9 protein-coding genes and 1 CRISPR repeat array (1 of these 10 running past the window's edge) are annotated in these 18,004 nt (G+C 29.8%); of the genes, 7 read left to right on the top strand and 2 right to left on the bottom strand.

Going from position 1 to position 18,004, the window contains the following annotated elements:
* Positions 1-191: 191 nt before the first annotated feature.
* Complete coding sequence (locus BX659_RS16220) at positions 192-1,010, bottom strand: hypothetical protein (RefSeq protein WP_097019349.1); 819 nt, start codon at positions 1,008-1,010, stop codon at positions 192-194.
* A 232-nt stretch (positions 1,011-1,242) separates the two neighbouring features.
* On the opposite strand from BX659_RS16220, the gene BX659_RS16215 reads away from it, so the two are divergent.
* Positions 1,243-3,069, top strand: coding sequence for a S8 family peptidase (locus tag BX659_RS16215; protein WP_172431997.1), 1,827 nt, complete (start codon positions 1,243-1,245; stop codon positions 3,067-3,069).
* Between the two features lie 339 nt (positions 3,070-3,408).
* Here BX659_RS16215 and BX659_RS16210 read toward each other — a convergent pair whose 3' ends face one another.
* A complete protein-coding gene (locus tag BX659_RS16210) occupies positions 3,409-4,905 on the bottom strand; it encodes a recombinase family protein (protein ID WP_172431996.1) in 1,497 nt (498 codons plus the stop codon).
* A 225-nt stretch (positions 4,906-5,130) separates the two neighbouring features.
* Between BX659_RS16210 and BX659_RS19120 the strand changes: the two genes are divergently transcribed.
* From BX659_RS19120 to BX659_RS16185, 6 genes are all read left to right on the top strand, one after another.
* Complete coding sequence (locus BX659_RS19120) at positions 5,131-5,307, top strand: hypothetical protein (RefSeq protein ID WP_172431995.1); 177 nt, start codon at positions 5,131-5,133, stop codon at positions 5,305-5,307.
* A gap of 130 nt (positions 5,308-5,437) precedes the next feature.
* Positions 5,438-7,876: a DnaD domain protein gene (locus BX659_RS16205; RefSeq protein WP_097019346.1), complete on the top strand. Its 2,439-nt coding sequence runs from the start codon at positions 5,438-5,440 to the stop codon at positions 7,874-7,876.
* Between the two features lie 809 nt (positions 7,877-8,685).
* A complete protein-coding gene (locus tag BX659_RS16200; RefSeq protein WP_097019345.1) occupies positions 8,686-11,007 on the top strand; it encodes a S8 family peptidase in 2,322 nt (773 codons plus the stop codon).
* Positions 11,008-12,605: 1,598 nt separating this feature from the next.
* Positions 12,606-13,109 carry a hypothetical protein gene (locus BX659_RS16195; RefSeq protein WP_097019344.1) on the top strand — a complete coding sequence of 168 codons (504 nt, stop codon included), beginning with the start codon at positions 12,606-12,608 and terminating at the stop codon, positions 13,107-13,109.
* A 1,181-nt stretch (positions 13,110-14,290) separates the two neighbouring features.
* A complete protein-coding gene (locus BX659_RS16190) occupies positions 14,291-14,551 on the top strand; it encodes a hypothetical protein (RefSeq protein WP_097019343.1) in 261 nt (86 codons plus the stop codon).
* Positions 14,552-15,271: 720 nt separating this feature from the next.
* Positions 15,272-16,942 (top strand): AAA family ATPase, encoded by a 1,671-nt coding sequence (locus BX659_RS16185; protein WP_097019342.1) that lies wholly within the window; start codon positions 15,272-15,274, stop codon positions 16,940-16,942.
* A gap of 570 nt (positions 16,943-17,512) precedes the next feature.
* Positions 17,513-18,004: a CRISPR direct-repeat array (repeat unit 37 nt; unit sequence ATTACAAACTATACTCCATTAACTAGGAGACTGAAAG) (it continues 1,914 nt past the right edge of the window).

Raw genomic sequence — 18,004 nt, 5'->3', positions numbered from 1 at the left:
TAGTTTTTATTGACTATGATTATTATCTCTAGGATTTAGGTGTCTGACTTTGTTATTTTTAGGTAAATGTTTTATCTGATTTTTGTAAAGTGGTGTATTAGTTACTTGCTACCTATTATTACATTTTTCAATTATTTATCTTTAAATAAATATTTTCATTAAAAAAGCAGAGTTTCTATACTCTGCTTTAATCATTCTGAATAATGGAACATCACCAGCTTAATCTTCTTGATAAAATAGATAGTTAGAGATGTAAAGGTTAAAAATCCTAAAAATAATAGTAATCCACTGGACATTTTAGCAAAATGGTCCCAATAGCCGATAGTATAATGGACTCTATTGGCTAGAGAGGTAACCGGGGTAACTAAATTAGAAGAGATAGCTTCTAAAGGCTCAAATAAAAAGTAAGTAACAAGACTAGCTGTTATTCCATGAAAGACTCTGGCCCAAAGGTAAGGTTTCATTCGCAGATCAGTACCATTGATCATAGTAGCAACCTGGGCATGAACTGATAGTCCACTCCAAGCAATAATACCACTAGTGATGATTATCTTCTGGCTTAATGGGGCCATAGTCTGACTAGCCAAATGTGAACCATTGGTTATTTCAAATAATCCACTGATAATAGGTAAGACAAGGGATTGATCAAAACCAAAGGGTTTTAAGACAAATACTATTCCAGCAGTTATCAATTTAGTAAATCCAACTAAAGCTAAAACTCTTGTTAAGACTGAGAACAAGATAATATATCCTCCAATTAATAGTAAAGTATTAAGAGACTCTTTAGTGGCATCTCCAATCAGTTGTCCTAAACTTCTACCATCCTTTCTTCTGGCTTGATATAGCTCACTGAAAGCTCTAGTAAAGATATTTCCTTCGGTATTGGTGTTACGTACTACATCTTGATTATTCTCTTTGGGATTATAGAATCTTAAACCTATACCAACAATTAAACAGGAGATATAATGGGCCAATGCTAAAGTAGTACCTAGCTTAGCATTGCCAAACATCCCTACAGCTACAGCACTATGAACAATATGATATAAAAATCTATTCCCTTTTAGTTTATTTTAGCAATTAATGATTATGATAAGAGTTTAGAGGATTGATTAATATAGAATATCAATAGTCATTAAGTAATATACAAATTGATTTATAAAAGGGATTTTTTATTAGATGATGAATTAATAAGTATAATTTAATGAATTTTTATAATTATTAATGGAAGGAGTAGTTACATATATGCAAAAGAAGAAAGTAATATTGCTATTAATAAGCTTAGTTATGTTATTAACTAGCTGTAGTAGTTCAGGAGGAAGTGGAAGTAAAGACCAGAGCAATGCCAAACCTATAATCAATGAAGTAATGGGATTTCTAGAAGAAATTGATTTGGGTGAAAGTTTAAGTTTGGAGATTATAGCGACAGATGCGGATAATGACAAATTATCTTATGCTTTTGTTATTGCAAAAGGTGAGGGGGATATTGTTGCTAATGGTAATAAAGCAAAGGTTACTCCTAGTCAAGTAGGAGAATTAGCAGTTAAGATTATGGTTGAAGATGGCAAGGATAATACTATTAAAACTGTGACAACCAATGTCAATGCACCCCCTTTTGATATTGAATTAAATGGAACTGTTAAAGAAGCTATGGTAGGGGATAATATTGAAATAGAAGTACTAAGTGACACAAATAATTTATCTTATGAATATTATGTTGTTAAAGGAGAAGGAGAAATTACTTCAAATGATAATAAAGCTATAATTACTCCGAAATCTATTGGAGATTTAGAAGTTAAGGTTGTTGCTAGTAATGGTAGTGGAGAAGCGAGCAAGAGTTTTGTTATGAAAGTATTTGGAGAAGTGAATGTTGTAGGAAATATAGGATTTGAATTGCCAAACATGGAAAGATTAGAAAATCCAAAAACTCAATATTCAGCAGGAAAGTTCAATTATCCTTTCCCACTAGTTCAGATTGGGGTAGATAATTTAAGAGAATATAATCAATATATGCTTGATAATTTAGAAACTATCAGAGTAGGAGTCATAGATTCTGGTGTTAATTATGAACACCCTTATCTTTCTAAAGTAAATGTAGAGTTATCTAAAAAATTTAGGCAAGATTATTATGGAGACGAGGATATATTAGATATGAATTATCATGGAACTGCAATGACAGGATTGATTGGTGCTGATTTTAACAGTGATAATAATTTTGTTGGAGTAGCTCCAAATGTTGAATTAGTAGCTTTAAAAACTAGCGATACAAGTTATGATACAGCAAATGCTTTAGATTTTGTAGTTGATAATAATATTGATATTGTTAATATGAGTTTTATACATGTTTATTTTAATGAACAACTTCAAAATTCAGTTCAAAATGCTTCTGTAAATGGAGTAATTATGAACTCTGCTATTGGTAATCAAGGGGTCAATGACGCTGGCTATCCTGCTAAATATGATGAAACTTTTGCAATTGGAGGTATTGATAGATTTTATAATTATGCTGATACAAACTATTGTGATAAAGTTGATTTTGTTGTAGCAGGTAGTTCTTATCTTTCTACTCACCATGATTTAAGAGAAGGCGAACTATATACAATTACAGGCGAAAGCAGTGGGGCTACTGCAATTTTCACTGGAATAACTGCTTTAATCAAAGGAAAATATCCTAATATATCTCAAAGTGAAATGAAAGAGCTATTAAAGAGATATTCTTTTGATTTAGGAACTAAAGGTTATGACGAACAATTTGGTTGGGGTATGCCACACTTATATACTCTAATGAATAAAGTCTTGGATAAAGAGGTTAAAGTCTTTGTAGCTAAAAAAGATAATAACAACCTCGAAGTATTAGGAAATCCAAAAAATTATAGTTTAAGTGTTTTCACAAACCTATCTAATCAAATTAATTATGAATTTAATTTTGTATCCGACGCCCCAAATCATAGTGTATTCGCTTGGATTGACGTAAACGAAGACGGTCAAATTAATGCGGGAGATTATTTAGGAGAAAGTAGTAACGGAGATTTAAAGATAGATGTAACAAAACAAGATTATAATTTAATGTAATTGAAATATAATTCTAACTTTGCCCCCTTTACCTTAATAGGTAAGGGGTCGATTCTTTATATATATATAAACTGATAAAGATGTTATATTAGTAATTTTAAAATCAAAAGAGCAAACAATAATAATTTTTTGCCACGAATCGCACTAATCTTAACGAATTATTTCAAAATCATTTCAAATATTAAATTAGTTTTTGATTTTATTCGTATTTCATTCGTGCTAATTCGTGGCTAAAGGAATTTAAATTCTTTTTCGTGTTTTATATAGGGTTTGAATTTTATTCATTCATGTAGAATTGTGGCTAAATAAGATTTTAATCTCCTATTTAATTATAGTTAATCATTTCGACTTAAAGACTACTCTCATTATATCTTCTCTTTTAGATATCTGTATTTCACTGATAATGGATAATAGGGCATTCTTCTTCTGATTTAAGTCAATTGATTCATCTTCAATGGTCTTTATAACTTCTTTTAATTCTTCTATAAATGATTGATAGTCTACTTCTTGATTATTGATCTTTTCTTCCAATATCTCTACTCTTTCTTTGACTTCTTTTTGTTCATCTTGTAATTTTTCTTTATATCTTCCTAACTGATTTAAATCAATTATTCCTGCTTGATAGGCTTCCATCTGTTTGTCGAATTGTTCATCAAAGCTTTCATATATAGTTTGTAGTCTTAGATATTCTTCTGTTAAATCATCATTTTTAACTTGTTTTATGTCTAATGTCTTTAGGTCTACCTGCATATTAATAATTTTTCTAAGAAATTGTAACAATTCATCTTCAACTTCATCCATCTTATGTAGATTAGAATAGCAGTTAGCTAATCTAACATGATTAGAACATCTTAACTTGCGATAAGTTCTTTCTTCTCCAGTGCTAGTAATATATTTTTGGGTTAGTTGTGATAAAGAACCACCGCATTCTGCACAACTAACCAATCCTTTTAACAAATAATCCTTACTATTTCGTCTTCTTGATCTTTTATTCTTATCCAATAGTTCTTGGACTAAGTCAAAATCCTTTATTTTAATTATAGGAGGATGATTGTCTTCAATTATTTGTTCATTCCAATGAAATTCTCCCAAATAAGCCTTATTATTGAGAACTCTCTTAACAGTATTGGCCCTCCAAGTAAGTTTCTGATCTTTATGTTTTCCTTCATTGCCTATAGCTTTAGATTTTTTAGTAAGAGCTACTTCTCCAAATAGTTTCTTTCCATTTTTACGAAGATCAACACCTATACTTCTTAAGCTTCCGCCCTTGATATATTCTTGATAAATGTATCTAACTACCTCTGCTTCTGGCTCATATATATCAAATTTTCCAGTATCATCATTGATACTATAGCCGTAAGGGGGTTCCCCTAAGGCACCTCCAGAGCTGGCCTTTTCATTCATTCCTTTCATAACTTCTTTTGATAAATTAGCTGAGTAGAATTCAGCTACTACTTCCATAATTCCTTCCATCATTCTACCTTGAGGACCATCGCCAAATTGTTCTGTAATAGAAATTACATCAATGCCACATTCTTTTCTTAATAATGATTTATATATTATAGAATCTTCACGATTTCTAGCAAATCTATCGGTTTTGTGTATTAGAATTGCTTCGAAAGGCTTAGGATTCTGCTTAGCAGTTGCAATCATATTTTGAAATTCTGGCCTATCAGCAGTTCGAGCACTCTCTCCACGGTCGATGAACTCGTGACTGACTATAAAATTATTATCTATGGCGTATTTTTTTAGTAATTTAATTTGGGCTTGAATAGACATTCCTTCTTCAGCTTGCTCTCGAGAAGAAACTCTAACATAGATTGCTACATTTTTCAATTCAATCACTCCCTTAATCATAATTATATTTCAATTAATCTGATAATGAAAGATTAAATAGCTAAAATAAAAAAATTTAAAAAAATTCCTAAAATGAGTTGCGGTTTATATCCAATGTGATTATACTATACCCGATTAATTAATTGAGAAAATAAAATAAACATATGACAAGTTCTTATTGGCATAAGAATGTTAATAGAACACCATGAGGGATGGTGATTACTTATGAAAGTAGTCGGTTGTTTTAAACAGGAAGATGGTACTTTAACTCCAGATATGACTGCAGAAGAGATATGTGAAGCTTATCCAGAAAAAACTCAAAAGTTAGCTTTTAAGTATATTAAAAATTTGCTAGAAAGAGCTTACAATATTGAAATTAACTTGAAAGCAGAGCTTAAATAAGAGGCTTATTATTAATTTGAAATCTAATTTGATATCAACCTTTGTTGCATAAGCAGAGGTTGATAATTTCATTCTCGTATATTATCAATAGAAAATTACTATATTTTATAAATGACGAAGGAGAGGTTTAATGGAAAAAACAATTAATAGTGAAGTAATTAAGTTGATTGATTATAAAGATTTAGTTAAGTTTGAAGAAAACAACAAGGAAGTTTATAGAGTGAATAAGATATACATAGATATGATGAAAGACTTTATTAGCGGGATACTATTGGGTCAAATAGTGTATTGGTATCTGCCTAATAAGAAGGGTAGAAGTAAATTGAGAGCTAAGAATAAGAAAGGTGAATACTGTATTGCCAAAACTATTGCTCAATGGTGTGATGAATTACGGATAAGTCACAGACAATTTTTGCGCGTTAGAAAAAATTTAGAAGATAAGAATTTAATTTCAACAGCACAAGGAATGTTTGCAGGTAAAAAGTGTCTTAATCTTGTTTTAAATATAAATGTTTTAATTAGCGAATTAAGCAAGCATTTTAAAGAAAATAATATTATACTAGATACACAAAAAGAAGAAGAAAAGCAATTAGACCAACCTTGGCAAAATGACAAGGTTAAACACCTACAAAGAGAGCTAAATGAGGGAAAAAAGGTTACAAATAGCCTCCAAAACCCTGATATTATGGGATGTTGTCAAAATGACAAGGTCGATGTTGGCAAAACGTCACGTTCCATTACAGAGATTACTACAGAGAATACAAATACCCTTAAAGACAATAAGGGGAAGTCGCGTTTGCTTAATTGTAATTCTAATTCTTATAAGAAAAAGGGAGTTTTTAAAAGTAATTCTTCTGCTTATACAAAAAACGCTCCTACCCCAAGTATAAAAAATAAGGGGATAACTACTCCTTCTTCAAATTCAAAGGACAAGCAGTTAGTTGACCCTTTATTTAATAATGAAATTGAGGAGGTTAATTATATGCGAGATGGAGATACATCTGCTATTGGTGATGTCTTAGATCAAACTATGTCTCAAATACAAAGTAGCACAGTAGAAAACACATCTGCTTCCACTGTCCAAGAAGATACTCCTGTTAGTAACAAGCATGTTAAAGAAAGTGAGTCTACCAAAACAAAAGATAAATCTGCTAAGGATATGCCAGAACGTTATGGTGAGTTAACCGTTGATGAATTGATAGATATATTTGCTTTAGAGATAAGAGGTGTGTATAAGAATTTATATGATCCTTCTGCAACACTTTATCAAGGTAACGATGAAGGTTTGACTATTGAAGACATTAGCTTTGCAGAATATTGTTTTAAAATTTATAATGACCCAAAGAATAAATTATATCAAAATAAAAGTTTACACGATTTATATCTTACAGAGCAGGAAAATTATAAGCAGTTAGTTAATAAATACAAAAATATTGAAAAAATAGAGGGATATTCATCTGCTGATGTAAAAGAAACTAGTATAATCCTTGAAAAAGAGCAAGTTGAAGAGGTTATTCTTGGCAAAAAAGAAAAAACAGAAGATTTAGAAGATAATGTTTCAGGAAATGAAGTTTTTGAAGATAATAATATTCAAGATTCCCTTGTTGACGAGGTAGTAACAGGTTATATTGAAATTATAGGCAACAAGAGCCTTACTAAACAAGATATCAGAGCAATTAAAGACCGCTTAGATGAAGGCCTCTCTACACAACAACTACTAAGAGCTATTATAGTTATGAGTAGTGATGCTTTCTTAGCAGAATACACTAAAGTTAAAGAACACCACTTAGTTCCTGCTGTAATTTTAACAAGTAAGCGACGTGTAAAAAGTTTATTAGGCTGGACAAGCACTGAACATAAGACTAAGTTTTGGCAACGATTCGCCATAGATTTCTTTAACAAGTTTAGAATGCATATTGGCGGTAATAAGTATGGCACTAAGATTAATAAATTGATTTTTGACTGCTTAGAGAATAATATGCACACAGAAGTTATCTACTTTGCCCTTAATGAGACTAAAGATCAACAACCTGTTCAGTATTTTGTTAGTATCTTAGAAGACTGGTATAGCAAAGGTGTTAAGACCATTGAAGATGCTAAAAGAGTAATTAAAGAACATCACCAAAAACGTCAACTAAAAGATTTTAATATCTGTTCTAACCCTAATTTAGATTGTTTAAATAAAACTTGCTCTAAGAAGGATAGTTGCCCTATCTATAAGGCTTGTGCTTACTTTAAACGCGTTAGTGGTGTAAACCTTAGAACTATCTCCTTTACTAGAAAGCATAAGTTAGAATTAGTTTTTAATCACTTTAGCTTAGACGAACTTAAAAAAGCTTTTGATAACTACACTAACTCTTATCAGTTTGCTAACGGAAGCAGAGAGTTAGAACAGGTTATTAGGACTATTGAGAATACTGAAAAATGGTTTAACTTTGTACCTAAGCAAAGGGTTGTAAATATGAATGAGTATCGAAAAAGACAACAAAGACTAATGAAAAAATTTGAAATTGAGCCTACTTTATCTTATGAGAAGATGAAGGCTGAAATGGAAAAGGAAGGGGGTTAATATTACTATTAGGAAGATCATTTGTTAAAATATCTTATAAAATAATTATAAATTTTATTGAAAATAAGTATAAAATTATGAATAATACTGTCTTCATAACAAGATTGATAATATTTATAATCATATATAAACAGGACAGGTTAATTGTTGGTATAACACTGTACTAAAGAGAAAGTAAAACTACAGATATCAAGGTGAATTCAGCTTAATATCTATTAGGCTCTTTTTTTATTATTTAGTATTGACAATATCTCTTATTTGATGCTTGCTTTCTACCATTTGGCATAACTCTTTATAGTATAGCAAGCGTTCCCCTCACACTTACTAAACTTATCTATTGGTAGAGGTTGATTTTTATCTGTATCTATAGATAGTTTCTGCATTTCTTTCATATTTGCTTGTATATTAGTGCTGATTGCTTTTATCTTTTGAGGTGTGATTGGTTCTTGGCAGGCTCTTCCTTCTTTTAAATATTCAATTTTAACTATTATCTGTTTGTCTGTTTGATAATTTTGAGTGTAATAATAAGCATAAGTATATAACGCTTCTTTCTCAATAAGAGCAATAAAGTTTTGATCAATTACCTGCTAAGATTAAATTACTTTATAAGTTTATTGAATACTCTTAATAGGGGTATTGGCTTTAGAATATATGTTTAAGAAATAATAACTTTATTAACAACTGGTTATTAGATTAATTGATTAGTAATTAGATAATCAAATCCTAAGTACTGATATAATTAAAAAAATAAAGGTGTTTTTGAATTTATAGTTAAATTTATACAAGGAAATATTTTATGGGAGGAAATTATGAGAAAGATACTTATATTATTAATTTTGATGATTGCAATTATAGCAACAGGTTGTGGTGGTGGAAGTTCATCATCTGAGAGCAACCATAAACCAGCTATTAAATCATTAACTGATTTTAGTGAGTTAGCAGTAGGTGAAAGTAAAAAAATAACTGTAGAAGCTGTTGATAAGGATGGAGATGCGTTAACCTTTAAATGGAATGCTAATCAAGGTAGTATTGAAGGTAATGGTAAAAGTGTAACCTATACTGCCCCTAGTACTGCAGGAGTGGATAATGTTAGTTTATTGGTGAATGACGGGAAAGAAACTGTAAGTACAAGTTTTCAAATTAAAATCATTGATAAATTGATTAGGTCATTAAATATTGCTAAAAATAATTTGATGACAGAAGAAAAGACTACCTTAACTGCTGATTTAGGAGAGGCAAGTGAGATTAGCTGGACGGCAGAGCAAGGAAATATTGAAGGGAGCGGTAAGGAAGTAACCTATATAGCTCCTAGTACAGAAGTTAATGACATTATCACCTTAACTGTTAAAGATAGTGATGGTAATGAGGAAAGTGAAAGTATTGATGTAAGTATTAAAGCGCCATATATGAATATTAACCTTGGTGATAGTAATAATTATTTATTTGTTAGTGAAGAAGCTAAGTTAATTGTAAGTGTTGATAGTAATCAAAATATTAATTCTATTGAATGGAATAGTAGTAATGGTACAATCACAGGAGAGGGGCAAGAAGTAGCTTATAAAGCACCTAACAGCACTGGGATAGATACTATTAGTGTTAAAGTAATAGGAGATTATACTAGCAAAGCAGGTAGTATAGAAATCAATATTATAAATAGAGCTTCCTTAACTGCTGATAGTGGTAAATTAGTTAGTGGCCAAAACTTGAATTTAAATGTTACAAATATTGATAATGAATTTGTAACAGACACAAAATTAACTGCTGAATATGGAAAAATTAATAATGAAGTTTATACAGCGCCAGATCATCCTTGCCAAGATACTATTACTTTAACTGTTAATTATGTAGATGGTAAAAGCGAAAATGTATCATTAAATATAGAAGTAGAAAAGCTAATTACTGCTAGTGGAATGGTTTCATTACATGTTCCTAAACATACTTGGGATGATATTAATGGATATGATTATAATCCATATTTCCCTGATGCAATGACTAACAGGTTATTAAATGGATACCTCTGGCATCATGTGGCCACTGGATTAAATTTGGTCTATGAATATAATCCAAGCTTAATTGAAGGATTAGCTCCTGTAAAAGTAGCTGTAATTGATAGCGGAGTAGATATAGATCATCCACAACTAGTTGACAGATTAATAGAAGGAAAAAATTATGTTACTGACGCTGATACTTTAGAATATGATCCTAATAACTGGGAGGATAATAATGGACACGGCACACATGTAGCAGGATTAATTGGAGCAGAACGTGGTGATAATGGAGTAATCGGAATAGCTCCTAATGTAGAGATAATGCCGTTAAAGGTTAGTGATAATGGGTTAACAGGAGGGCCAATTGTAGTTCAAGCAATTAGAGAAGCTATTTTGCAAAATGTGAATATTGTTAATATCAGTATAGGACTTTTAGATACCGAACATTTAAAAGACGCAATTCAAGACACCTATACACATAATATTGTTACTACTGCTAGTAGTGGAAATAGTTCAGCAAGTTCTTTAGATTTCCCTGCTGGTTATCCAGAGACTTTAGGAGTAGGTGGAGTTACTATTGACTTAACTAAGCTTAATATGTCCCATTGGGGGGAAGGATTAGATTTTGTAGCCCCTGCCTTTGGAATAGTTTCTACGTGGAACGATGGAGAAGATTACAGTTTAGAGGGGACTTCACAAGCGTCTCCAATTATTGCAGGGTTATCAGCTTTAGTATTGGGTAAACATCCAAGTTATAGCCCTGATCAAGTTAAAGCGGAGTTAAAGAAATATAGCTTTGATTTAAATACTGAAGGTTGGGATGAATATACAGGTTATGGATTACCTAATGCTTATCATATCCTAAGTGAAAAATCCGTTGAAGATATAATAGTATTTGTAGGTAAACGTCAAGGAGATAAGGTAGAGCGTTTAAGTGAAGAATATAATGTAACTGTAGATCATCCTACTAACTTATCAGATAAAGGTGAGTTTGCTATTACTGAAACAATTGCTACTAATGATTACTCTATCTTTGCTTGGTTAGATATTAATGATAATGGAACTATTGATTTAGGTGATTATCTAGGTGAATATGATAGTGGTAATATTGAGTTAAGTCCACTTGAAAAGGACTATATATAGTCTAGAAGCTATATTTTAATATATAGACTGTGAGGACTATATAAATTTAATTTTAAGCCATTAGCAGATAAAATCTGTTGATGGTTTTTTATCTATAAGAATAAAAATCAATGTTGTCAAAATGACAACATGCAGACCTAAAAATTGATTAAATTGGCTAAAAAACAGTCAAAAAACCACTGCAAACCCTTGTCACTATAAGATGATGTCAAAATGACAAGGTCGATGTTGTCAAAACGTCACGTTCCATTACAGAGACTACTACAGAGAATACAAACCCTTTTAAAGACAATAGGGGAAACTTCGCTTTTGCTTAATAGTGAGTTTATTTCTTATACGAAAGATAGAGTTGATAAATTAAATTATCTGCTTATATAAGACAAGCTTCATTTCCCAGTTATAATAAAGTGCTATTTATCTTCAATTTAAGAGATAAGATCAGCAGTTAAGTTAGACAGTTTGTTTCAGAGTAATTGCAATTTTGTCTTACAATTATATTATTACATTCTTATTATGGTATATAGATACCCCTCAAAAAGACAAGAATGTACCTTAAATTGTTCTGATCCCTCTTTTGGTATAAAACCATTAACCAAGAAGATAAGCTTCTTAAAGAGGTGTTTCTGCAACCATTAACTATGACAGGAATATACTAACTTTGTCAATATATCAGCTAAGGCTTAAAATTTATAAATCTTAGAGTTGATAGTCTGTTGAGAAGATAGCAATAAATTTAAACTATAACTTTTTAAAAGATAAGTTCTCAGTTAAGCTAAAGACTTATTTTAAGAAAATAGTTAACATTGTAGCGATTAAAAACTAGAATTTAAGATAATACCTCAAAACCACCTATAACCCCTTGATACTATGGGGTGTTGTCAAAACGTTATGTTGTGCTCAGCTCTTTAATAAAATATAAGTTCTTAAATGATAGATTAACAGACTAATATTGTAGGGGTTATAAGAAATGATAGGGTAACAGTAGAAATAGATATTAAGGATACTACATTGGGTTTCTAGTGTGAGTAATCTGGATTAGAATAATATACTTGAAGTCTAGAACCGATAGCTACTTATTTGATATATGTGCCAGCTAAGATAGTATGAATAAATAGTATTATGATATTTACACTGATTTTCTTTAAAATTATATGATGTGAGAACATTAGTAATTAGATTAGCAATTAATGAGTTAATTGATTATTATTTTATTTATCAGTTAATAATTGAGTTATCAAAGTATGATTACAGGTGTAATCATACTAAGAAATAAAAGGATATTTTTAATTGGGAGATAAATTTATATAATATAGTTTTAGAGCTTAAGATCATTTAATTTGTTATTTATAAAGATTCTTTTCTTCAATATTGAGGCGCAGTTTTTATTTTAGTCTACCTTATACGACCAAAATAAAAATTGGGCTTTTGATTTAAATTTAAAGACTTTGAATATAATGGGATATTTTGAATAAGGTATATTTCAGAAAGCTATGAAGATTATCTGGATTAGAATAATAAACCTTAAGGAATCACAGTGTGATAAATTAATAAAAATTTAGATATGGTGGGAATTGGTTGATAAATAGGGGGTCGTATAGTTGAATAATAGTATTGAAATTAATTTAACAGATAGAAATTTAAAGTGCGAGAAGGTAATAGCTCATTGTATTAATAAAGGTGAGACAATGCCTTCAGATATAATAGAAGGAGATTGGAGTATAGAAGAATTGGTGAGAGCAAGAGACTTTCTCACTACTGTTATAGAAGAGAATATTAAGGAAAGATTATCTGATATTCAAAGAAGAGCTTATCATAGTTTAAAGGATAAGATGGAGATTATGGAAGTAGAAAAAGAAGAAGATCTATTTCAAATTTTAAGTAAGAAGGAATTAGAGTTGCATAGCATAATATTTTCAGATAGGTTTACTGAGATAGCAAGCTTTGATTTTGAAATTCCAGTCGATATTTTAGAGAATGCAGATCAAGAGACTCTATTTGATTATATGTTGGACAATATGGGTAACAGTCAATTAGGAAGTAAAGATAAGTTAAAGCATAAAGATAATGTAATTCCCTTTCCAATCAATAAAAGTAAAAATTAATGTTGGCAAAATGACAACATGTAATCCTAAAAATTGATTAAATTGGCTAAAAAACAGTCAAAAAACCACTGCAAACCCTTGTCACTATAAGATGATGTCAAAATGACAAGGTCGATGTTGTCAAAACGTCACGTTCCATTACAGAGACTACTACAGAGAATACAAACCCTCTTAAAGACAATAGGGGAAAGTCGCTTTTTCTGAATTGAAATTATAATGCTTATAAGAAAGATGCAATAGATAAAGGTAAATTAGATATTTATCATATAATATCGCTTACTTTCCCAGTAATAGTAATTGAGTTTAGTGTGATTAATATTCTACAAGATTAAAAAAGAAGCAGTTAAGTAAACAGATTATGAGTGATACAGAAGATTAGCTTATTGAAGTTGAATTATATTTAAAGTCAAGAATCTAATTCTAGGTAATAAGATAATCTCAGCAAAATATTAATTTTAAGAGGTTAATTTGATATTTGGGGTTATTGTCAAGTTAGAAACATGCTTGAGAGGCTCTGTGGCTGGGTATAAAGGATATTTATACTTGTTATGGTATAAAACATTAAAAGATAGTTTTAGAGGTTATATGACGTATTTTTGGGCTTTTGAATAAAAATAGAGATAATTTTATCTTTAGCTTAGAGTTTATCGGTAGGAAAATTATTAAGAATTCATGCTAGAGTTATAAGTATACAACTAGCCAATAGTAATAGATTAATTATCAATCGATTGTTATTTCAATATTCAACTGATTATTAACTAGTAGCTAAGATAGTATAAGATTAATTAGTGATTGATTATTAATTGCCAAGATATTGATTACATTTGTAATCTAATAGTAAAATTCAGGTCAAAAATAGCTCTGATTTATTAAATATATATAACTTATGATTACAAAAGTAATCATAATTAAACTTGTATATTTTTAGGTTGTTAATTTGTAGTAGAGAGTAGTTTTGATTTAACTGATATAGTAATAAAAGCTTGATTTGTAGTCATTTTTATGGATTTTGAAGAGGTTGATTTTAGATAGAATAAGCTCAATGTTGAGCTTTTGAAGAAAGTTCCTTATTGTTGAGAATTATATTAAGATTACGAGTGTAATCACAGAAAATAAATCAAAGATTCCAGACTAATTTCAGTGAAGCTGAAAAGATAGCAATAGACCAGATTAGAAGTGGCTTGAAGAAGAATGAAGACTTAAAAGAGAAAGCTAAGGTTAATATCTTAGATGATTTCAGTTTAGCTTTTGAGAAGATATTTGATGATAATGTCGTCGATTCATATAGTAAGAATCAGAATTTTTACGGTAAAGTCTTACAAGATGAACAGTTTAAGAGTAAATTAATGGATTTATTAATTATGGATGTTTATCATTCATTAAGAGAAGGTCAAGAGGCTTGGTTTTTTATAGATAATTATCAATTTCAGATTGAAGCTTAGTTTTTATTTTAGTCTAATATATTAGACTAAAATAAAAATCAGGACATCCCATAAATAACCTAAAGCTAAATAAATTATTCCAATAGAATTTAGAATATAAATTATTACGATTACAAGCGTAATCAAAAAGTAGGAAACTCATAAAAATAGTCTTGAAGGGGATTAAAATCTCCATATATGATTACAAATGTAATCAAAAATAAAAGTATTTAAATAGATATGATTAACCTTCTGTTATTTTAACAGAAGGTTTTTCTGATTTACAGTGATTAGTAAAGAATAACTGATTAATAGCCATTGGTACTAAATTTAGCTAGATTAATTAAATTAACTTATACAAATTTAACAGTAAGCAATCTGAGTGGATATCTACAATAAAAATACTTATTTACTATCTAAATTCAGTATGATTACAGATGTAATCATTTTTTTCTATTTTTGATTACGAATGTAATCATATTAAAAGCAAAAAACAAAAACGCAGAATTTGATATTTTCTTATTGCTAGATTGATTAACTTGATATACACTCAAAATTAGGTATAATTTAAGTAATAGGGATAAGATAAGAAGAGAAAATTATAATTTGATTTCTAACTTAAATTAGCAGATGATTAATTTAAGAAAGAGGAAAATAACAAAAGGTTATTTTTGTTCTTTGATTAATTATTCAAAGTAGGTTATAGAATAAGTTTAAGATTAATGGGTAGGGGTGAAAATTATGCATAAATTACCGATAGGTGTGAGTGATTTTAAAGAGATAATAGAGAATGACTATTATTATGTTGATAAGAGTTTGCTTATTAAAGATATCATAGATGATGGTTCAAAAGTAATTTTATTACCTAGACCTCGACGATTTGGAAAGACTTTGAATCTTTCCATGTTAAGTTATTTTTTTGAAAAAGGTGAACTTGATAATAGTAGTTTGTTTGAAGAACTAAGTATACAGCAAGCAGGAGAAGAATATTTACAAGAACAGGGGAAATACCCTATAATTATGATTACATTTAAGGATATCAAAGAGGAGACTTGGGAGAGAACCTATATCAAGTTAAAGCAAGTTGTAGCTAGAGAGTATAAAAGACATAGATATTTACTAGATAGTGACCTTTTAGATAAGTATGATAAGGAGCAGTTTCATGAAATTATATCTTTAAAAGCTGAATTGCCTTTTTATGAAGACGCTTTAAGGAATCTTTCTGAGTATCTGGCTAATTATCATCAAGAAAAGACTATAATTTTAATTGATGAATATGACCAGCCAATTCAGCAAGGGTATTTAAAAGGTTTTTATCAGGAAGTAATGAGCTTTATGCGTAATATACTAAGTGGAGGACTAAAGGATAATCCTAACCTAAACAAAGGGGTCTTAACAGGTATTTTAAGAGTAGCTAAAGAAAGTATCTTTTCTGGTTTGAATAACTTATTAGTAAGTACCCTATTAGATATACCTTATGACTCTTATTTTGGTCTATTAGAAGAAGAAGTGGAGGAGATATTTGATTATTATAACCTTACTTATAAAGTAGAAGAGATTAAATCTTGGTATAATGGCTATAAGTTTGGAGAGAAGATTGTTTATAACCCTTGGTCAATAATAAACTGTATTTACCAACAAGGAGAACTCAGACCTTACTGGGCGAATACTAGTGGTAATGAATTAATTAAAAGGCTGATTACTGAATCAGGTAGTGGTGTAAAGAAAGATTTAGAACATTTGTTAGAAGGAAGTAGTGTTAAAAAAGAGATTGATGATAACATTATTTTTTCAGATTTAGAGAAGAGTAATAACACTATTTGGAGCTTTCTATTATTAAGTGGGTATTTAAAAGCCAGCAAACAGGAGAGAAAATTAGGTCATCTATATTGTGAATTAGAGATTCCTAATATAGAAGTCGAATATATTTATCGTAGTATTATTTTGGATTGGTTTAAAGAAAATCTAAGAAATGAAGAGTTAGAATGGATGCTAAAAAGTCTGACTGAAGGTGATATAGAGACCTTTACTAAGATTTTTAAAGAGATAGTAGAATCTTCATTTAGTTACTTTGATATTGGAAGAGGTAATTCGGAGAACTTTTATCATGCCTTTGTCTTAGGTTTAATGGTAAATCTACGGGGAGAGTACCAAGTTAAATCTAATCGTGAGAGTGGATATGGAAGGTATGATGTGATGTTAATTCCTAATAATAAGGAGCAATTAGGGATTGTGATGGAATTTAAGAAGGTAGGTAATAGTGATAGCTTGGAAGAGGGAGCTAAACAAGCATTAGAACAGATTAAAGATAGAAATTATAGGAGTAACTTAATGGAAGAAGGGATAACAGAGATTTTAGAGATAGGATTAGCTTTTCAAGGGAAGAGAGTATTGGTATTAAGTAGAGATTAAAGCAATAATTTAAAATGTTATAAGAAATAAGGTTAGGCTCAAAAAAGATGTTATTATGATTATAAATATAGTTAGTTTTTAGCTTATGTTTATAATACGAAACTGTTGGGATAATACTTTAATAGAAAGATTTTTGGATACATTAAAAACTGAGTTAATCTATCATAAAGTTTATCCAATTAGAATAAGTAAGGCGAGATATATTTGGACATATTAAAGCTTTTTATAACAGATTTAGAAGGCATATAACTTTAAATTATAACAATCAAGAAAAGTACCAAAACGAGAGAAAAACACTAAACTATATATTTAATTTAATGGGGAAATCTCAATTCCATCTCAGATCTTTTGATATAGAATTTTATAGTTTAGATTTTTTAAAGGAAAAAATTCATCAGTATAGAATTAATACATACATATTAGCTCCATATTTATTTTTAGTCCATATGTTTCGAAAACCACTAGTGTTTTTTCGCAAGAATTGGTTTGCGAAAGATTCCAAGCAATTTATGAAGGCTTAGGTGATATAAACCCTTGATATAATAGGATTCTTACCATTGGAAATTTGCGATTACAAACTATACTCCATTAACTAGGAGACTGAAAGTCTCTAAAGACCAAACCGTGGTAAGAGCTAAGATGATTACAAACTATACTCCATTAACTAGGAGACTGAAAGAATTCATAGTGTCCTATTTCACTTATAAATAAGCTACTTATTACAAACTATACTCCATTAACTAGGAGACTGAAAGATATCAACAGAAGAAAGAGCCTGTTTTGTCGGCATGTATTACAAACTATACTCCATTAACTAGGAGACTGAAAGTTTCCATCTTCGTCAGGAACCACCTTGATATAATCATATTACAAACTATACTCCATTAACTAGGAGACTGAAAGCTCGTCATAATTATAGATATTGCTTAATGCATTAGATAATTACAAACTATACTCCATTAACTAGGAGACTGAAAGTTCACCAGCTGCACGATTGACTCTCTCAATATAAGTTAATTACAAACTATACTCCATTAACTAGGAGACTGAAAGATATTTACC

The organism is Orenia metallireducens (assembly GCF_003001995.1).
Lineage (GTDB): Bacteria > Bacillota > Halanaerobiia > Halobacteroidales > Halobacteroidaceae > Orenia > Orenia metallireducens_B.
Note: the sequence above shows the minus strand (reverse complement) of the source record. Positions and strands in the feature narration are given on the sequence as shown.